The 19,231-nt window shown below is 62.4% G+C and carries 16 protein-coding genes; 8 read left to right on the forward strand and 8 right to left on the reverse strand.

Going from position 1 to position 19,231, the window contains the following annotated elements:
- Nucleotides 1-169: 169 nt before the first annotated feature.
- Genes Y703_RS0107365 through Y703_RS0107380 form a run of 4 tightly spaced genes read right to left on the reverse strand, consistent with a single transcriptional unit; the run spans nt 170 to nt 3,958 of the window.
- Nucleotides 170-1,279: a glycosyltransferase family 4 protein gene (locus Y703_RS0107365; RefSeq protein ID WP_026552186.1), complete on the reverse strand. Its 1,110-nt coding sequence runs from the start codon at nt 1,277-1,279 to the stop codon at nt 170-172.
- Nucleotides 1,276-2,172, reverse strand: a complete 897-nt coding sequence (locus tag Y703_RS0107370; RefSeq protein WP_026552187.1) for an alpha/beta fold hydrolase — start codon at nt 2,170-2,172, stop codon at nt 1,276-1,278. Before Y703_RS0107370 ends, Y703_RS0107365 begins: the two co-directional genes overlap by 4 nt.
- 3 nt (nt 2,173-2,175) lie before the next feature.
- Complete coding sequence (locus Y703_RS0107375) at nt 2,176-3,012, reverse strand: aldo/keto reductase (RefSeq protein ID WP_026552188.1); 837 nt, start codon at nt 3,010-3,012, stop codon at nt 2,176-2,178.
- Nucleotides 3,013-3,040: 28 nt separating this feature from the next.
- Nucleotides 3,041-3,958 carry a sugar-binding transcriptional regulator gene (locus Y703_RS0107380; RefSeq protein WP_051427386.1) on the reverse strand — a complete coding sequence of 306 codons (918 nt, stop codon included), beginning with the start codon at nt 3,956-3,958 and terminating at the stop codon, nt 3,041-3,043.
- A gap of 225 nt (nt 3,959-4,183) precedes the next feature.
- Here Y703_RS0107380 and Y703_RS0107385 point away from each other — a divergent pair, with 225 nt between their 5' ends.
- From Y703_RS0107385 to glpK, 3 genes are all read left to right on the forward strand, one after another.
- Nucleotides 4,184-5,932, forward strand: a complete 1,749-nt coding sequence (locus Y703_RS0107385) for a glycerol-3-phosphate dehydrogenase/oxidase (protein WP_026552190.1) — start codon at nt 4,184-4,186, stop codon at nt 5,930-5,932.
- A 133-nt stretch (nt 5,933-6,065) separates the two neighbouring features.
- Complete coding sequence (locus tag Y703_RS0107390) at nt 6,066-6,809, forward strand: MIP/aquaporin family protein (protein ID WP_026552191.1); 744 nt, start codon at nt 6,066-6,068, stop codon at nt 6,807-6,809.
- A gap of 76 nt (nt 6,810-6,885) precedes the next feature.
- The gene (gene glpK / locus Y703_RS0107395) at nt 6,886-8,400 is read left to right on the forward strand and encodes a glycerol kinase GlpK (protein WP_026552192.1); all 1,515 of its coding nucleotides are present in this window, start codon (nt 6,886-6,888) and stop codon (nt 8,398-8,400) included.
- A gap of 219 nt (nt 8,401-8,619) precedes the next feature.
- Here glpK and Y703_RS18570 read toward each other — a convergent pair whose 3' ends face one another.
- The 3 genes from Y703_RS18570 to Y703_RS22360 all read right to left on the reverse strand — a co-directional run bounded on the left by Y703_RS18570 (nt 8,620) and on the right by Y703_RS22360 (nt 11,404).
- Nucleotides 8,620-10,161, reverse strand: a complete 1,542-nt coding sequence (locus tag Y703_RS18570) for an HNH endonuclease signature motif containing protein (protein ID WP_081743432.1) — start codon at nt 10,159-10,161, stop codon at nt 8,620-8,622.
- Between the two features lie 177 nt (nt 10,162-10,338).
- Complete coding sequence (locus Y703_RS0107405; RefSeq protein WP_026552193.1) at nt 10,339-11,034, reverse strand: DUF4352 domain-containing protein; 696 nt, start codon at nt 11,032-11,034, stop codon at nt 10,339-10,341.
- Between the two features lie 88 nt (nt 11,035-11,122).
- A complete protein-coding gene (locus Y703_RS22360; protein WP_162148872.1) occupies nt 11,123-11,404 on the reverse strand; it encodes a DUF3892 domain-containing protein in 282 nt (93 codons plus the stop codon).
- 175 nt (nt 11,405-11,579) lie between these two features.
- Between Y703_RS22360 and Y703_RS0107415 the strand changes: the two genes are divergently transcribed.
- From Y703_RS0107415 to Y703_RS0107425, 3 genes are read left to right on the forward strand one after another with little or no spacing between them, the layout of a single operon-like run.
- Nucleotides 11,580-13,628 carry a hypothetical protein gene (locus tag Y703_RS0107415; RefSeq protein ID WP_026552195.1) on the forward strand — a complete coding sequence of 683 codons (2,049 nt, stop codon included), beginning with the start codon at nt 11,580-11,582 and terminating at the stop codon, nt 13,626-13,628.
- On the forward strand, nt 13,628-15,235 hold the full coding sequence (locus tag Y703_RS0107420; RefSeq protein ID WP_026552196.1) for a class I SAM-dependent DNA methyltransferase: 1,608 nt from the start codon (nt 13,628-13,630) through the stop codon (nt 15,233-15,235). Before Y703_RS0107415 ends, Y703_RS0107420 begins: the two co-directional genes overlap by 1 nt.
- On the forward strand, nt 15,232-16,431 hold the full coding sequence (locus Y703_RS0107425) for a restriction endonuclease subunit S (RefSeq protein ID WP_026552197.1): 1,200 nt from the start codon (nt 15,232-15,234) through the stop codon (nt 16,429-16,431). The genes Y703_RS0107420 and Y703_RS0107425 overlap by 4 nt, the downstream gene beginning before the upstream one ends.
- 304 nt (nt 16,432-16,735) lie before the next feature.
- Here the strand turns inward: Y703_RS0107425 and Y703_RS0107430 are convergent, their stop codons facing one another.
- A complete protein-coding gene (locus Y703_RS0107430; RefSeq protein WP_026552198.1) occupies nt 16,736-17,410 on the reverse strand; it encodes a TetR/AcrR family transcriptional regulator C-terminal domain-containing protein in 675 nt (224 codons plus the stop codon).
- 122 nt (nt 17,411-17,532) lie between these two features.
- Between Y703_RS0107430 and Y703_RS0107435 the strand changes: the two genes are divergently transcribed.
- On the forward strand, nt 17,533-18,573 hold the full coding sequence (locus Y703_RS0107435; protein WP_081743435.1) for an NAD(P)-dependent alcohol dehydrogenase: 1,041 nt from the start codon (nt 17,533-17,535) through the stop codon (nt 18,571-18,573).
- 105 nt (nt 18,574-18,678) lie between these two features.
- The gene (locus Y703_RS0107440; RefSeq protein WP_026552200.1) at nt 18,679-19,176 is read left to right on the forward strand and encodes a DUF6326 family protein; all 498 of its coding nucleotides are present in this window, start codon (nt 18,679-18,681) and stop codon (nt 19,174-19,176) included.
- Nucleotides 19,177-19,231 lie beyond the last annotated feature (55 nt).

A 19,231-nucleotide genomic window follows, 5' to 3' on the forward strand; every position in this document is an offset into this window, starting at 1 on the left:
GCAGCCGCGACCGCCTGGCTCAAGGCGCGTAAAGCCGCCCTGTCAGCCAAGGGAACGTCCGAACCGGTGCACATTCGCTGTGATGCAGTGGATCTGATCTAGCGCAGCCCAGCTTCACCAGGGCACCGCCCTCAAGGGCTTACCGCAGAGGCTCCCACCGGCGCGCCGTCTACCGGCGTCCCGTCCACCGGCGCCATGCTGTGCGTCCGGCATATTCAACAGTCGCAATAGCAGCCGCCGCCATCAATTGCTCTGCTGACTGGTCCCAGGAGTAGTTTCCCGCCTGTACCCGGCCCGCACGGGAGGCACTGTGCCACCGGTTGGGTGAGGCCAGGGTCCGGACGGCAGCGGTGAATTGATCCGGCCGGTCGGGATCGACGTAGAGGGCAGCGTCGCCGCCGACCTCCCTGGAAATCGCTGTGTCTGCGGCGATAACCGGTGTTCCGACTGCCATGGCCTCGATGATCGGCAGACCATACCCTTCGGCGCGGGACAGGGTGACCAGGGCTGTGGCCGAGCGCAGCAGTTCCTGGTAAAGCTCGTCGCTGACCCCGTTGTGGAAGACCACCTGCTGGCCCGGCGGAATCAGCCGTTCCAGTTCGCTCCGACGCGCAGCGGTGATCCGGCTGAGCAGATGCAGTGTGTATCCGTCGAGTCCCCGCATCCCCGCCATGATCGCCTCAACGTTCTTGTATGGCATGAACGACCCCATATAGAGCAGATCCCGCCCCGGTTCCGTCGACTCGGGACGGACATCGATGGTGGCCTGGGGCGCGTTGCCGACAATGCGGACCGGTCGACGCGTTAATCGGTGCTCGGCCATCAACCGGCGGGTGGTGTGGGAGATGGTGGCGACGACGTCGGCCCGGTTGAGTAATAGTCTCTGCGGCCAGTACGCCAGGTGATAGAGCCGCCAGAGCGCGCGGACCGGCAGCGGGAGGAAACCGGGAGGTTGCGGATTCTGGTAATAGATCAGATCGTGCAGGGTGAGCACCAGTGGATAGTTGCGCCCCCAGCTTCCCATCGTCTGCATCGGGCAGACGACGACGTCGGGGCGCAGCCCATTGATCAGCTGCGCCACGAAGAGCTCACGGGGTGATAGCGGGGAGTTGACGAGGACTGAGGGCAGATCGGGCAGCAGGTTGAGCTGGCGTCGATCCGAGATGAGCATCGCAACCTCAGCGCGGTCCGCGACCGCAGCTATCAGGCTGGCACCGTAGCGGCTGATGCCGTCATGCTGATCGATCCTAGTAAATCGGGCGTCGAACAGTATCCTCATCGAAGCCTTCCTTCAAGAAAATTCTCAATTAGTCGGGCCGCTTCGTGGGGGGTCTCATAGTGCACCAGGTGGCCCACCCGCTGGATGATTTCCAGCCGGCAGTCAGCGATCATCCCCGCGAGTGCAAGCTGACCCTTGACTGAGCCCAGGTCGTCCTGCTCAGCGGCGACCAGAATTACGGGCATCGCGAGTTGCGCCGCGACGTCTCGCACGGTTCCGGTGATCGACGCCTCAAACGCCTCCAGCAGCACGCGACGGCTGGCGTACCGGCTGAAGTAGCTCAGGTGCTGGCCGTGGATGTACTTTCTCAGGGCACGGTCCCGCGTCTTGGCCATCATCGAGCTCATGCCGAGCACTATCAGCGGATTCCCCAGCAGCGCCAGACCAAGTCTCTCCGGCAGCGCAGCTCCCGCCCGGTAATACAGTGCTGCCAGCTTCGAGGCACACCGGTTGGAGCCTTCCAACGCCGGTTCGCAAATCGGGTTGATCAGGACCAGGGCCGCGATCGCCGCCGGGTGGGCTGCTGCCCACTGGGACGCAACAATGGACCCGAACGAGTGTCCGAGGAGCACAGTGGAGGATCCCAGCTCGAACGCGCCGAAGCTGAAGGTGACGAAATCGGTGTAAGCGCCGACATTGTGGATCCCCTCCAACGCCTCCGACTCACCGAAACCTGGCAGGTCGGGTATCACTATCCGGTGGGAGGGCAACTCCTCGATGATCCGCAGCAATCCGTGGTGGTCGCCCCTGAAACCATGCACCATGAAGATGGTGGATCCGGCCGGAGCGTCACCGGAGACCGGCTGGAACTCCCAATAGCGCTGAGCTGCGCCGCGATAGGAAAGCGTCACCATTGTTGGCTGGCGCGTCACCGTGATGGCGGGAGTGTGCACGGGCTAGTTCACCTTGTCCGGGTGTGAACCGAACCTGGTGTCCCGGTCGAGGTCCTGAAGTGCAGCGAGGTGCGCCTGGCTGAGCTCGAAGCCAAAGACATCAAGGTTGCTGTAGATCCGGTCCCGGCTGCTCGCTTTCGGGATGACCAGGTGGCCGGACTGCACGTGCCAGCGCAGCACCACCTGGGCCGGTGTCCGGTTTAGTTCAGTGGCGATCCTGCCAATCACCGGGTCCGTGAGGATAGCGCCGCGGCCCAGCGGGCTCCAGGCCTGGGTGCGGATGCCGTGGGTGTCATGGAACTGACGCAGCTCATGCTGTTGCAGGTAGGGGTGGAGCTCCACCTGGTTGACTGCGGGGATCACGGAGGTTTCCGCCAGCAGCCGCTCCAGGTGAGGAAGCTGGAAATTGGACACGCCAACCGCCCGGACCCTGCCGTCGTGATAGAGCTGTTCAAGTGCCCGGAAGGTGTCAACGTACTGGTCTTTACCTGGGCACGGCCAGTGGATCAGGTAGAGGTCAACCGTGTCCAGTCCCAGCGCCTTCTGTGAGGCGTCGAAGGCACGGAGAGTGGAATCGTACCCATGGTCGTCATTCCACAGCTTGGTGGTGACGACTACTTCATTGCGCTCCAGCCAGCCGGCGCCGACCGCATCGTTGACGGCGCGGCCTACCCCAGCTTCATTGCCGTACATGGCAGCGGTGTCGATTGTCCGGTACCCGACCTCCAGCGCCATGGTGCACAGATCGTGTGTCGTGTCGGGTGGCACCTTGTACACCCCGTAGCCGATCTGATCGACCTGTACTCCATTGTTGAGCGCAATTTTCGGGGCCTTATGCATACCTCGACCATACCGAAGCTGCGCCAGGTCAGCGGGACCCTCCATGCACCAGCCGCCGCGCTGACCCCTCATCGAGAATGAGGTCGGTGGCGAGCCCCGCGGCCAGCGCACCGCGCAGCCCGTTGATCTTGGTTTCGCCGGATACCACGCAGATGCGTCGGCGCACCTGGCGGAGCAGATCGAGCTCGGGTCCTGTGCTGCGCTTGTTGAGGAGGAGGTCGCGGTGCGTACCGTCGGCGCGGAAGAACATGGTTGCCACGTCTCCAACCACCCGGTGTTCGTCGAGCACCCGCAGGTCGTCGTCGTCGAGATAGCCGCCCGAGTAGACGTGGCTGGGGATGTTCGCATCGATCGAACCAACCCCGAAGATTGCCATGGTCATGCGTCTCTGCAGGTCAAGTATCCGCAGCACACTCCGTTCGGCCCACATGGCTGTCTTCGTTTCAGCGTGGTCAAAAAAGGCTGGCACCGGGAACTGCTCCACCCGGGCGCCGTAGGCCTGACCGAACCGCCGCAGGATTTCGCTGGCATAGGTGATGCCGGTGGTTTGCGTGTTGCCTGCACCATTGAGCTGCACAATGGTGCTGTCGTGGGTCACCTTGCGGGTCAGATGGTGACTGACAGCGCTCAGGGTGGATCCCCAGGCGACGCCGATGATGGCATTGGAATCGACGAGGGGCCCGATGGTCCGGGCCGCCTGGATCGCCACCCGGTCCAGCACTTCGGAGTCACTGACAATATCAGTCACTGGCACCACATGGGCCTCCACCCCGAATCTCCGGCGGATCTGCTGCTCCAGCGACGGTGCCCGCTGGAGCGGGTTATTGACCTGGATCTGCACCAGCCCGGTATCCCGAGCCATCGACAACAGCCGAGAGACTGTCGATCGCGACGTCCTCAACTCCCGGGCGATGGCGTTCATCGTCAGGTCCTGCAGATAATACATTTGTGCGGCGCGCAGGGCATCCCCGCTCCGGGAACGCCTGAAGTCCTCAGCGGAAGATTGTGCAGCGGGGTCAGGTCTTTCAGCCTCGGGTCGAACGTTCATAGCTAAATCCCCCGTCTCTTCTGCACGTATGTGCATCACCATTGACTATTATTCCCAGCATTTCAAGAATAGTGTGGAACGGCTGCGTAGCCCATGCAGTCGACAGATGGTGAGGAGATTGTTTTGGCTGAGTCAGTCGGTGCCGACGGTGCAACGAGCACACCCACTGAACGGTCAGGGGTGCAGCTCCTGAAGGAAACACCGCGTGCATCGGTGCTCATTATCGGCGGCGGCATCAACGGTGTCGGAACGTTCCGTGACCTTGCCCTGCAGGGAGTTGATGTAGCGCTCGTGGAGCGCGGTGACTACTGTCAGGGAGCGTCGGGCGCGTCATCCCATATGATCCACGGCGGAATCCGGTACCTCGAAAATGGTGAGTTCCGGCTGGTTCGCGAGTCAGTGGTCGAGCGCAACGCCCTGCTGAAAACTGCACCCCACTACGTCAAGCCCCTGCAGACCACCATCCCCATCTTCAGTACCTTCTCCGGCATCCTGGCCGCACCGCTGCGTTTCCTTACCCATCGGCAGCACGGCCAGCCTCGCGAGCGTGGAGCATTCCTGATCAAGGCCGGGTTGACCATGTACGACTGGTTCTCCCGTGCGGGTGGAGCGGTGCCGCAGCACCGCTTCGCTGGTCGCCGGTCCTCCCTCGCGCAGCTTCCGGATCTGCGCCCTGATGTGCGCTATACCGCCACCTACTTCGATGCCTCGGTCCACAATCCAGAGCGAATGACCCTCGATGTGCTGCGCGACGGCCTGGCTGCCAATCCGGAGGCACGGGCCATCAACTATGTGAGCGCGATCGGACGCACCGGCAATTCGGTCATGCTTCGCGACGAGCTCACCGGTGAGGAATTCGCCTTCGCGGCCGACGTCGTCGTCAACGCGACCGGCGCCTGGGTCGACGGGACAAATGAGTCACTCGGCCAGCGCAGCGCGTTTATGGGCGGCACCAAGGGCTCCCACATCGTGCTGGATCATCCTGAGCTGCTGGCAGCCTGCGCGGGCCGTGAAATCTTCTTCGAACACACCGACGGCCGGATCGTGCTGGTCTACCCGATCGGCGACCGCGTGCTGGTGGGCACCACCGACATCGACACCGATGTGGACACTCCAGCCGTGTGTACTCCCGAGGAGGTCGACTACTTCATTGAATTGATCGGGCACGTATTCCCGGCCATCGTCGTCGAGCCAGGCCACGTTGTCTACAGCTTCTCCGGCGTCCGCCCCCTGCCCCGGCATGACGATACGCAGCCCGGATTTGTGTCGAGGGACTACCGGATCGAAAAGCGGCAGGATCACGACGGGCACCGGACCGTGACCACGCTGAGCCTGGTCGGTGGCAAATGGACCACCTTCCGCGCACTGTCGGAACACCTGACCAATGACGTCCTCGAAATCCTCGGAAAAAGGCGGACGACGACGACGGCGGGACTGGCCATTGGCGGTGGAGCGGGCTTCCCCAGGACTCCTTCCGGGGAGAAGGCCTGGGTAACTGCACATGTTGAGCCTGGCCTCTCCGCCGAGCGGGTTGACGTTCTGTTGACCCGTTATGGCACCCGCGCCGTCGATGTCATCGACTACCTGCGCGCGAGCCGGGACCAGACGTTCACCTCCACTGGAGAGCTGAGCCACCGCGAGTTGGCCTACATGGTTGAGAACGAGCAGGTGGGTCACCTGGTGGATGTGTTGATTCGCAGAACCTCAATCGCCTTCAGGGGCCTGGTCACCGGTGAGCTGCTGCACGAACTCGCTGAGGCCCTGGCGCCACTGCTGGGCTGGAGCACGGAGACGGTCTCCGCTGAGATCGAACAGGCCGAACGGGTGCTGCGAGAGTGGCACAACGTTCAGGTAGAAGATTTGGTGGCGTAGCCGGTACCTGGCGCGCAACCATTGCCGCTCCCGGAGCGGATGCAGGACCAACGGCAGCTGTTGCCGGGGGGAGCAAGAGAGCCATGGCCCGCGGGCTGGGCTCGCTAAAAATGAATAGTTAGAGGAGTCAAAGATGTCTCTTGAAGTATTCGTTGCCGAAGCCTTCGGCACCATGTTGCTGTTGTTGCTGGGTACGGGTGTCGTTGCCAACGTTGCCCTGGCCGGCACCAAGGGTAACAATGGCGGATTCTTGATGGTGAACTTCGGTTGGGGGCTTGCCGTCTTCGCCGGTATCTATGTTGCAGCTCTTTCCGGAGCTCATCTCAACGCGGCAGTTACCGTTGGCCTCATGACAAATGGCGCGGAGCAATTCGGGCCCGGTATCGACGTCAACTTCGTGAATATGCTGCTGTACTTCGCCGCGCAGATGATCGGCTCCATTGTAGGTGCTGTGCTCTGCTGGGTAGCGTACAAGCAGCATTTTGACGCCGAGCCAGACCCGGCGAACAAGCTGGGAGTTTTCTCCACAGGCCCAGCTATTCGGTCAAATACCTGGAACCTGGTCACCGAGATCATCGGTACATTTGTGCTGGTCTTCGTGATCGTAGCGATTGGTATGACACCCTCGGGACTCGGCCCCTTGGCCGTCGCGCTGCTCGTTGTTGGTATTGGCGCATCGCTGGGCGGGCCAACCGGTTACGCCATCAACCCCAACCGTGACCTTGGGCCCCGGATCGCACATGCTCTGTTGCCTATCAAGGGCAAGGGGTCCAGCGACTGGTCCTACGCCTGGGTCCCGGTGGTCGGGCCTCTGATCGGCGGCGCTCTGGGTGGGCTCGTCGCTACCTTTATTTCCTTCCCGGCAGTCATGGTCTAGCTGATTCGCCACCCTGCGAGCCGGAACCCGGCCCGCGGCACTATTCACCGACGGAACACTCAAAGAGGAGCACTACATGTCGAAGTACGTAATTGCGATTGACCAGGGCACCACGTCCAGCCGCGCTATTGTGTTCGACCACAGCGGAAACATTGTGTCTTCGGGCCAGAAGGAACACGAGCAGATCTTCCCGAAGGCCGGGTGGGTGGAACATGATCCGATGGAAATCTGGACCAACACCCGCGAGGTCATCGGCAACGCGCTGTCGACGGCCAACCTGACACGGCACGATATTGCCGCCGTCGGCATCACCAACCAGCGTGAGACAGCAGTCGTCTGGGACAAGACCACCGGGCAGCCCGTCTACAACGCGATTGTCTGGCAGGACACAAGGACCCAGCCGATAGTCGATGAACTGGCAGCTGATGGGGGAGTGGAGCGGTTCAAGTCCAAGGTGGGCCTGCCGTTGGCTACCTACTTCTCCGGCACCAAAATCAAGTGGATTCTGGACAATGTTGATGGGGCACGGGCCAAGGCCGAAGCTGGCGACCTGATTTTCGGAAACACCGACTCGTGGGTCACCTGGAACCTCACCGGTGGCACCGACGGCGGAGTGCACATCACGGACGTCACCAACGCTTCGCGGACCATGTTCATGGATCTGGAATCCCTGTCCTGGGATGACAGCATTCTGGAAGCCTTCGGCGTCCCACGGTCGATGATGCCGGAGATCAAGTCATCCTCCGAGGTCTACGGAACGGTCCACACCTCCCAGTTGCTACGCGAGGTGCCGGTTGCCGGCATCCTGGGCGACCAGCAGGCGGCGACGTTCGGTCAGGCGGCGTTTGAGAAGGGCGGCGCCAAGAACACCTACGGCACCGGCAACTTCATGATCGTCAACACGGGTGAGGAGATTGTTCACTCCAAGAACGGGCTGTTGACCACCGTTTGCTACAAGCTCGGTGACGCCAAGCCCGTCTACGCGCTGGAAGGCTCGATCGCTGTGACCGGGTCGCTGATCCAGTGGCTGCGCGACAACCTCGGCATCATCAAGTCCGCACCCGAGGTGGAGCAACTGGCGGAATCGGTCGAGGACAACGGTGGCGTGTACATCGTGCCAGCGTTCTCTGGCCTGTTTGCACCCTACTGGCGCGGCGAAGCCCGCGGCGTCATTGTGGGTCTGACCCGGTTTGTGAACAAGGGGCATATCGCTCGGGCTGCGCTTGAAGCCACCGCGTTCCAGACCCGAGAGGTGCTGGATGCGGCGAACGCCGATTCCGGAGTGGACATGGAGGACCTGCGGGTCGACGGCGGCATGGTGGCCAACGATGCGCTGATGCAGTTCCAAGCCGATATCCTCGGTATCCCGGTCATCAGGCCAAAGGTCACCGAGACCACCGCATTGGGCGCAGCCTATGCTGCAGGTCTGGCGGTGGGCTTCTGGAAGGACACGGCCGAGCTGGCAACCAACTGGGCTGAAGACAAGCGGTGGAACCCATCGATGGAGGCGGGCGAACGAGATCGCCAGCTGCGTCTGTGGAAGAAGGCAGTCACCCGCACGTTCGATTGGGTCGACGAGGACGTGAAGTAGCTCTACCTTCGCTCCAGGCTTGACCGGAAGGGGCGGTGACTATCCGAAAGGATGGTCACCGCCCCTTCCGCGTGGTCGGCCTGTTGGAACCTCCCGTTCCGCCGATCAGTACCTCCACTGAGTAGTTAGCTGTGGCGGACCGACGGCGTTCTGAGTAGCCAGAGCTAACGCCTCGGCGGCGTCTTTCAGCACGGGCGGCGTTCAGCACGGGCGGCGCTGTTAGAAGGGTGGAGGTATCTCGGGCGGCGGTGCTGGTGGTAGGTCCGGTCGCGTGATGTAGGTTTCGCCTGCCGGTGAGATGGCGATAATGGTCCCCGGTTCGGGTTGTCGATAGTGCCAGTAGCCCTCGGATTTGAGCCTGTGATGACGTTTGCACAGCGCAGCGAGGTTGCCGTAGCTGGTCTTTCCACCGTTGGCCCAAGGTTTCGTATGGTCGAGTTCGCAAAACACTGCCAACCGGTTACAGCCTGGATGCCGACACGTCCGGTCTCTGGCCCGGATGGCGTCTTGGAGGTCTTGGGGGACCCGGTAGGTGGTGGCGTCGGCGCCGAGTCTTGCCCCGGTGAAGGGGTGGGTGAGGATTCTTGTGAACGACGGCGCATGCCCCGCGAGTTCACGGGCTAGGTCGGGGCCAATGGGCCCATATCCTTCAAGTTCTCCCGGTACATCCCCACCAAGGAGGGTCATCACGGGAACTGTAACGAACACTTTCGCTTGAACACCCTGGACACCTTGATGGCTGGCTCCGCCAGCGCCCTCGGCCGGGCCGGAGCTTGTGAGGACGTCGATGAGGACGTCGGCGCGTAACTGGGTGAGGGTCCGTGGCTCATCGGGGCCTTGCAGATGGCGGGCGGCGGTGTCGACGCGGTGGAAAATTCCTGCGGCGTGGGCGACGGGTAGGTACGCTTCGAGCCACGCCATCCCGTCGTGGGCCGGGCTGAGGAGCACTTCGCGTTCCTTGACGGCTTTCTGGTGTCGGATGGTGATTGATTCCGGGTGGAACTTCTCCCGCAGCCGGTGGGCTTGTTGGCAGAACTTCGCGACCGTCGTCTGGCCGGCCATCGCGATCAGCCTGGTTTCGTAGGCGACAGTGACCGTGGGGTCGGTGTCGGGCATGTCGGTGGCCTCTTCGACGACAGCCCACGCGTGACGCCGCGTGAGGCTGCCGTCTTCTAACGCTTTGAGGGTGGACGGATAATGCCGGGTCAGGAGAGTGCTGTGGTCGACCAGGAATCCGGCGGTCCGTTCGGGCAAGCGCAACGCGGCGCCGATCTCACTGGCTGCGAGGGTCTTCTCGAAACCCATGACCCTAGGGTCGGCATAGGTTCGCTCGGTCTGGAGGTCCAGTAGCCGGGTGACCATTTTTGCTTCCTGCGCGTCCAGCCATGACCTCGCTTCGTCGATATCCTTTAGAGCGTCCAGTGCCTGGGACGAGTCCAAGGCGACTGGTGCGGCCAACCCGAGTTGGCCCGTCAGCGCAGGAGGTTCGTCGCTGGAGCGGACCCGTTCATCCGGGTCTGATCCGACCCGGAAGAAGTCCAGAAAGTCAGTCTCAGAACTGGTTAAATCCCTCTTCGGCCGGGGCTTCGGCGGCGCTATGACGGGGGCCGCCCACACGGCGTCAACACCTAGCGGCCCACCCGGACCGTACCCGCTGGAGGTCCCCGTGAAGGTATCCGCGGACCCGCTGTTTGAAGCGGAATTCGCGCCAGGTGCGGGAGAGATTCCCGTTCCGGTAGAAGAAGCTTTACTGCTTTTCATACCTCCATTCCATCATCCGCCTCTGACATTTTTAGGGGCAGATCGAGGGCTTCACCAAACTTTTTTCGATCAATTTTGGATCCTTGGCTAAAGCCCAGATTGCCGACGTCTGAGCGTCTGAGGACTCACCCCATAATCCTCATTCGAACCGCTCCTCGGTTCAGATCAGGCCGAAGGTTAGGGGATGAGCCATTCCCAGGTGTCTTCGCCCAGATAGGACAAGACCAGCGTTCCCTCGAGGGCTGGGACATCGAGAAGAACCGTTCCGGAAGCTGTCTCTCCGGGTCCGATTGACTGCGGCAAGATGGATGCTTCTGGTAGGCAGCCATACGAGTTCCCATACAGCATGCCGTTGAACGTGGTTCCGTCCGCCTGAATGAACTTCCAGGTACCCGCATCGGCGTAAAAGTTGCCACTGAACTCGTCTTTCAGCTCGGGCTGGGTGACGACGTCAAGCTGAACAGCCAGGTAGTGTCCGTTGACCGGGGGTTGAGCGTACTCCTCGGTACATTCTGTTGGAGCGATTGAAGTCACGGTGAAGTCGATGACGTTCATGCTGCGGTCCTCCGTATTGAAGATGCCTGCAGGTTCACCAATGTCTTTGACCAGGTTCCCGCGGACGCTTGTCTCGGCCTCCTCGGCCTCCTCGGCCTCCTCGGCCTCCTCGACCTCCGCAGGCGTCGATGTCACAGAAGGCGCGAGCGATGATGTCGCGGACGGTGTCGCCACAAGCTCCGATGGCGGAGTCGAATCGACCGGAGAGGTCGAGCTTACAGCTGCTGTCTCCGGCGTCTCTGCTGTATCGGACTCCGCGGTCGAACAGCCGGTGAGCGCAAGTAGTCCGACTGCGTAGATTGCCAAGTTAATTTTCATTGCAAGATCCTTCTGAAGAGAGTGCTGTTGGGTAAGGAGCGGTTGGAAGCGGCCCCCATGCCGCTTCCAACCGCAGACTGTGGGTTGCTCAGTACTTAGGAAGACTCAGTAGATTGTTGTTCTCGCGACCGTCGCTGACAGTGGCGATGTACTTGATTCCCAGTCCGCTGGTCCTCACCACCACCGGGGCCTCGGCGCCGTTGGTGTTACGGCTTTGGTAGGTCTCAGAGCCAGCCGTAATCTGCTGCACGATCTTCGTCCTGGAGGATTCGGACAGCGGGCCGGTAGGGGTGTCCGAATGGTTCACCCGGGAGATGTGCTCGCTTCTTGTGCCGGGGCTATCCAAATGGATCTGGCGAATGTACTTCATGGCGGTCCTTTGATCGGTGGTTGTAGAGCTCGTGGAAAGAACGCTACGGTCCGCAACGACGCTATCCCCGCGTTTTCGGCGATAACCCCCTTTATCAAGTGATGAGGTGCTTGCGGGCGCTAAGCAGGTAGGGTCAGGTCCTAGGACCGCGGATTGAAGAGGAGGCATGCCGAATATGACCAAGGCCGATATGTCCCTTGCCGATGTTGCCCGCCTGGCCCAGGTTGCACGTCCGGTGGTCTCCATGTGGCGGCGCCGCTACCGAGACGCCGATCTTCCCTTTCCAGCGCCGGCCAACAGCTCATCAAGCCACCCGACATACGATTCCACTGAGATTAGTCGGTGGCTCCACGAGACAGGTCGCGGCAACAACCCCTCTGCTCATCTCGACGCCGATGCATTCCGTTCCGGCATGTCCACCGACCAGGCAGAAGTCGAGGCTCTGACGGCCCTGCTGTGCCTGAAGGTTCTCAGCGGTGAGCGACTGAGCGGACTGACCAAGGTCGAGCTACTGGATCTGGCTGACGACCACGACCCGCGAGATCAAAGCCTCTATCGCGAAATGGAAGCGGCAGGCGACCAGCTTGCTTTCCTTGCGGCGACGGCGGACGCGTTGGCGGACGCGGCCTATAGCCCGGCAGCAGCATTCGACCTGCTGCTCACGTCCGAGCGGCGGCTCGGACTGCGAAGTGAGGAAATCCACCAAGATGCCGTCAGCCTGGTTTCTGCCGCGGTAGCCGCGCTGCTCAGCCCGCGAGACGGTTCAAGGCTAATCGTGGATCACTCCCCGGGAAACAGCGACATTCTGCTGCAGCTGAATGAAGGCGATGGACCCGTTCGGTGTGCCCTCGCCTGGAAGGGAACCCACTCGGCAGCATCTCGGCGTGGTTTGCGTCGTCTGTACACCCACGGCCTGGTGCTTGAGGGAGCGGACGACGACGGCCTGTTCGACGCGCATACCTCGGGACTTCATCTGGCCCAGTTCCCTCACGCGGAGAACCAGGACCCGGACGACGTCGCGGTCCTGAACACCATCGATAGGATCTGTCTGCAGCTCACCGATGATGAACGCGCCATTGTGATCGGTCCCGCGAGCGCGCTCTGTGATCCGTTGAGTTTGGACGGGCCGGCGGGGGAGAGCGACGCTATCCGGTCAGCCATTTTGCGTACGGGTCGGTTGCGCGCCGTCGTCCGCTTGCCTCAAGGTTTGCTGAAGTCGAAACCGCGCCGGGCGATGGCTCTGTGGGTACTTGGCCCCGCGCACGGCGAGGTGGCCTTGGCTGATCGGTGGACGATGGTGTCCGACCTCTCCGGATCGATACTGTCCACGACGGACATCGATGATCTGGTCAGCGATCTCGCCGCTGCCATGGGGAATCGGCGATCGGTGGAGAGCCATGCGTTTCGCTTTGCGCGACTCGTGAGGACGTCGTCGATGCTCGCAGCACGCGGTTCGCTGGTCAGGGCTCGGCCACTTCCACGCAACAGGACCGCTCAGCCAGCGGACGCGGTGCTAGCCATCGAGAAACTCCTGTCATCACTCGAACTTCCGGAGACCGCTCGGAGTCTTGATGTGCCGGTGAGTCCAACGCCGAACCCGGAAAGCCCGGTCGAGAGGGTTCTCGGAGATCTGGCCGACGCCGGAGCTGTGGCCTACCTCCCCGGAAACCGGATCGAAGTACCTGACCTTTTAGAGAGAGAACCCGGCGCGCCCGGCACAATCAGGGTGTTCACCGTAGGGTCTCTGCTCGAAGCCGGTCCGCCAGCGACAATGGATCGGTTCAGGTTCGCTACGCAATACCCGGCGGGCCGGTTGACCGAGCCGGGCGATGTCGTCTTCTGCACCGGACCGAAGCCCTGTGCAATCGTCGACTGTGAGGGGGCAGCCGCTGTTGCATATCCAGCCCGCATCCTCCGGGTTGTTGACGGGGGACAACCCGGCAGAGGTCAGCCGGGGCTGGTAGCCAGGCTGCTCGCCGAAGACATCAACAGCCAGCCGCCGACGGCTCGGCGGTGGAGGTTGTGGACGGTCCGCGCGGTCGACGTCGACCAGCGAGATCTTCTCAGCCGCACTCTCGACGCCGTCGAGCAGGAGCGGCTCGCCGCGCTGGAACGCGTCAACCAACTCACTCAACTCGCTACGCTGATCATGGACGGCGTAGCGAGCAACACCGTGACCCTCGGCGAACACACCCCCGCCGCCCCGATGGAAGGAACACCCTAGTGCCCCCGAAAGTGAAGGTGGATGCCCTGCCGTCCACCATGAAGGAACTCAAGGACACCCTGTGGAAGGCGGCGGACAAGCTGCGCGGCTCCATGGACGCGTCCCAGTACAAGGATGTAATCCTGGGGCTGGTGTTCCTGAAGTACGTGTCCGACGCGTTCGATGAACGGCGGGAGCAGATCCAGGCCGAACTTGGGGCCGACGGGTTCGGCGAGCACCAGATTGCTCAGATGATCGACGACGTCGACGAGTACACCGGGCGGGGCGTGTTCTGGGTGCCCACGCAGGCACGCTGGATCTATCTGGCGCAGAATGCCAAGGGCACGCAGGCAGCGGACGGTGAAGCGGCCAAGACCATCGGCGAGCTGATCGATGATGCGATGGACGCCGTCATGGGCGCCAATCCGTCGCTCGCGGCAACGCTGCCGCGGATCTTCAACCGGGACAACATCGACCAGCGCCGTCTGGGTGAGCTGCTGGACCTCTTCAACTCCGCACGGTTTACCGGGCAGGGAGCCACGAAAGCGCGCGACCTGCTCGGCGAGGTGTACGAGTACTTCCTGGAGAAATTCGCGAAGGCCGAGGGTAAGCGGGGTGGGGAGTTCTACACGCCGGCCGACGTCGTCCGCGTGCTGGTCGAGGTCTTGGAACCCGATCACGGGCGCGTCTATGACCCGTGCTGTGGGTCGGGTGGCATGTTTGTGCAGACGGAGAAGTTCCTTGAGTCGCACAATAAGGAGGGGTCGAGCATTTCCGTCTACGGTCAGGAGCTGAACGAGCGCACCTGGCGGATGGCGAAGATGAACCTCGCCATCCACGGGCTGAACGGGAATCTGGCCAGCCGCTGGGGCGACACGTTTGCACGTGACCAGCACCCGGATCTGCAGGCCGACTTCATCATGGCGAACCCGCCCTTCAACATCAAGGACTGGGCCCGTTCCGAAAGTGACCCCCGTTGGAAGTACGGCGTCCCTCCGGTCGGCAACGCCAACTATGCGTGGATCCAGCACATCATCTCCAAGCTCGCCCCGGGCGGCAGCGCCGGAGTGGTGATGGCTAACGGTTCCATGTCGTCAAACTCCGGCGGCGAGGGTGACATCCGTGCGCAACTGGTCGAGGCCGACCTGGTCTCCTGCATGGTCGCCCTGCCCACTCAGCTGTTCCGCAGCACCGGCATCCCTGTCTGCCTGTGGTTCTTTGCTAAGGACAAGTCCTCGGGAGCCGTCGACCGGTCCGGTGAGGTGCTCTTCATCGATGCGCGGAATCTGGGCTACATGGTGGACCGCGCCGAGCGCGCCCTGGCGGACGAGGACATCGCAAAGATCGCCGAGACCTATCACGCGTGGCGCGGGTCAGCGTCGGCTCAGGGGTCGGGAATCGAGTACGACGACGTCGCAGGCTTCTGCAAGTCGGTACCGCTAGCGGAGATCAAGGCAGCTGACTACGCGCTGACGCCTGGCCGGTATGTCGGAGCAGCCGACGTTGAGGACGACGGTGAGCCGATCGAGGAGAAGATTGCACGCTTGTCGGCTGAGTTGTTTGAGCAGTTCGCTGAGTCGGAGCGGTTGGCGGCGGTCGTGCGGCAGCAGTTGGGGCGGGTCTCGTGAGCGGGTGGCGAGATGTCACGCTCGGTGAGCTCTGCTCGGAAGGGGGCGGTGGAGTTCAGACAGGGCCATTCGGCAGTCAGCTTCACGCGGCTGACTACGTGAGTGATGGAATTCCGAGCATCATGCCACAGAACATCGGCGACAACTTTCTCGATGAGGATGGCATAGCCCGAATCACTGAATCAGACGCCCAAAGACTGTCGAAGTATCGCGTGGAGTATGGAGACATTGTGTACTCTCGTCGAGGCGACGTCGAGAAGCGTTCCCTTATCCGAGCTCACAACGTTGGTTGGTTGTGCGGAACGGGTTGCCTTCGCGTTCGCCTCGGGTCCGAAAGTCCGCACGATCCAGTATTTCTGTCCTACCTGCTCGGAACTGCCGATGTTCGCGAATGGATTGTCCGGCATGCGGTAGGGGCAACAATGCCGAACCTGAACACTTCAATTCTTTCGGCGGTTCCAATCGCTATGCCGGAACCTCACGTGCAACGAGCAATCGCGGAGGTGTTGGGGGCGCTCGACGATAAGATCGCCGCCAACACCAAACTTATTGACGCAGCTAAGGACCTCGCTCTTCTCTCGCTGGCCCGTCATAAACCAACGGTTCCCCTGGGGAGTATTGTCGAACGGCATAAGGCGACGATCAACCCGTCACTGGTGGCTGCCAATGAAGTGGCTCATTTCAGCCTTCCGGCGTTCGACGCTGGCCAGACTGCTGAAGTCACACGGCCAGTCGATATCAAAAGTTCCAAATTTGAGGTTAAGCAGCCCTCTGTGCTGATTTCGAAGCTTAATCCGCGTTTCCCCAGAGTTTGGAACGTAGCGGAGGTTCCAGCAATTCCAGGTCTGGCATCTACCGAGTTCCTCGTCCTTGAGCCTTCTCATTCGTCGACCACGTTCTTGTGGGCGGAGCTTTTGCAGCCTTCATTCGGTGCAACTCTGGAATCGAAGGTTGCCGGTACGTCAGGCAGCCATCAACGAGTTAGGCCAGCTGACCTCTTGGACACACTCGTGGTAGACCCTAGGGAGGTCGAACCGGAGCTTCAAGGGAAGATCACAAGTGTCGGACTCCTCGCAGTCCAGTCTCGTGCAGAGAACGAGACGCTTGCTGCCACCCGTGACGCTCTGTTGCCCCAGCTCATGTCCGGGAATTTGCGGATCAAAGAAGCAGAGGTGCTGGTCGAGGAACTCGTCTGACAAAGTCGGCGCCGCTGGGTAGGTTCGTCGACCTATCCAGCGGAAGGCAGCAGCGGTGGCAACGTCAAGAGACTGGTCGGGGTGGACGTCGCCGATGAGGGAGCTTCCTTCAGCCCAATCCCCTGTAGCCACCGGATAGGGGGCCGGGACTCGTGCCGGTCTTGCTTCGCAGGGGTTGGAGGAGTCCAGATCTTGTCGAAGGCCGTGCTGAGTTCGACCAGCGAGCGCTTCGAGCCCACTACAACACGACGGTTACGGATCGGATCTGGGGTGCAGAGAGACGCAGGACAGTCCGTAAGCGTCGCTATGCGGAGGCTCTCAGGGGTTCGAGGGCGGCCAGGGCGAGATCGAGGCCGAAGATGAACTCCTCCGCCGGGTCGTAGTCGGCAGCGACGAGTGCCGCGGCGGACTCGTTGAGGTAGGGGAACTCGTCTGGAGGAAGCTGGGGCAGGTAGACGTCCTCGGCCATGTCCGCGAACTCTTCGGCTGTATCGAACGGCAGGTTGGCTTCCTGCAGGGCGTAACCGTAGACAAGGCTGTCGAGCAGCCAGTTGGCGTGCGTCGCCATCAAGACTGAGAAACCCGCCCTCCGCAGGCAGGCGGTGACAGCCTCGCGATGGCGGAGGTGCGCGGACCCCGGCGATGTCCGCGAGTCCATAAGGCCAATCGCCCACGGGTGGCGCGCGAGAACCTGTCGGGCGGATACCGAACGCCGTCGCATCGCCGACTGCCAGTCGGTCTCCTCGGGCGGGAGCTCAATCTCCTCGAACACGACGTCGATCATCGCGTCCAGCAACTGCTCCTTGCTCGCCACGTAGTGGTAGAGCGACATCGCGCCCGCGCCAAGCTCGCGAGCCAGCCGGCGCATGCTCAACCCTTCGACCCCCTCGCGGTCGGCAAGCCGGATCGCCTCCACCACCACCCGGTGCTTGGTCAGCCCCGCGTCTGACGCGACCTGGCGTTGTTCCCTAGCGGACACAAATTCCTCGCTTTCTCAAAATGCTTGACATTAGTACAGCGTACGCTCACACTCTATCGTACAACGTACGTCGTACGGTGTACGAGAAGCGAAAGTCGTTGCTTGGACGTAAGGAGGCTTCTGTGGGAAACGAACAGCGATCAAATGCCGGAGCACCCCTGGTGCCGGGGGCGAGTCTGGGCGGGGCGGCGACGATGCGGGCCGCTGTCCAGCACCGCTACGGCCCGCCCTCAGTGCTCGAGTTGTCCGACGTCGGGCTACCGCTACCCGGGCCAGGCGATGTGCTCGTCCAGGTGGGCGCGGCCTCGGTACACCCTGGCGACTACTTCGTCATGACCGGCGAGCCGTACATGGTGCGCCTGGTGTACGGGCTCCGCCGGCCGCGCCACGGTATCCCTGGCATGGACCTCGCCGGCGTGGTGGCAGCAGTCGGGAAGGATGTCACCGCCCTCCGCCCCGGCGACGAGGTGTTCGGCTGGAGCACCGCTGGAGCGCTCGCGGAGTACGCCTGCGTCCCGGCGGACAACCTCGTGCCCGTGCCTGCCAACCTGTCGGTCGTGGACGCAGCAGCGGTGGCCACCTCGGCGATGACGGCGTTGCAGGCATTGCGCAAGATCGCGATCGTTCGACCGGGCCAGACGGTGCTGGTCACGGGCGCGTCAGGCGGCGTGGGCTCCTTCGCTGTACAGATCGCCGAGGCGTTTGGTGCCGAGGTGACGGGTGTGTGCAGCACCCGGAACGTCGACCTGGTCCGGTCACTCGGTGCCGACCACATCATTGACTACACGAGGACCGACTTCACCCGCAGCGAGAAGCGCTACGACGTCATCCTCGACAACGTGGAAGCCCAGCCCCTGGCGGCTGTCCGCCGAGCGCTGACGCCCACCGGCACCCTGATCCCCAACAGCGGACGAGGGGGCCGCTGGTTCGGCCCCCTCGGTCGGATCGTCAAAGCGCGTGTGCTGTCCGGGTTCACCCGTCAGCAGCTGAAGCCTTTCATGTCGGTTGGGAAGCGCCAAGACCTGCTCACCCTGGCCGAGCTGCTCACGACCGGGCAGATCAGGTCCGTCATCGACCGCACTTACCCCCTGGACGAAGCGGCCGACGCCCTCCGCTACGTCGGGGCCGGCCACACCCGAGGGAAGGTCGTGATCACCGTCTGACGACCGGACCGACAGGACCGACGAGAACGACCCAACCCGTACGAAAGCACGACCAAACCTGCCGCCACTCCGGCGGACGGACCGCTCCAATCGAAAGTAAAACCGATGACCCTCCAAACGAAAACCCCGACCCTGCTCGACAACCCGCGAATCCCGGTGCAGGCCAAGCTCGCGGCCGCATGGACCAGTTTCATGTTCCTCGTCATTTACATCGACTACTTCCACCTCTACCAGCCCGGCGAAATTGACGAAATCCGGGGTGGCGAGATCTTTGTCTTCGATATCACCGGGACATTGATTTCCATTTTCTTCGTGATCATAGCGATCCCGAGCCTGATGGTGCTGCTCTCGATGACGCTGCCCGCCCGGGCGAACCGCGCCGCGAACCTCGTCGTTGCCTTGCTTTTCATCCCCCTCTCCGTCTTCAACGCGGCAGGCGCGACCTGGGACTGGGCCTTTTACTACGGCCTCACCATCGGAGTCGAGTTGCTGATCTTGGCCTTCATCCTGCGCTCCGCCTGGACCTGGCCCCGCACCGCACTGTCGGCGACCATGCCGACCAACCCGGACCGTGAAGCCGTTCGCGCCCAGCAGCAAGCGTGAACCCAAGAGCAGTCCCCGTCGCGTAGGGGCCTACCAAGGCCCCTACCGGCAGGTC

The organism is Arthrobacter sp. H20, from assembly GCF_000520515.1.
Taxonomy (GTDB): Bacteria; Actinomycetota; Actinomycetes; order Actinomycetales; family Micrococcaceae; genus Arthrobacter_D.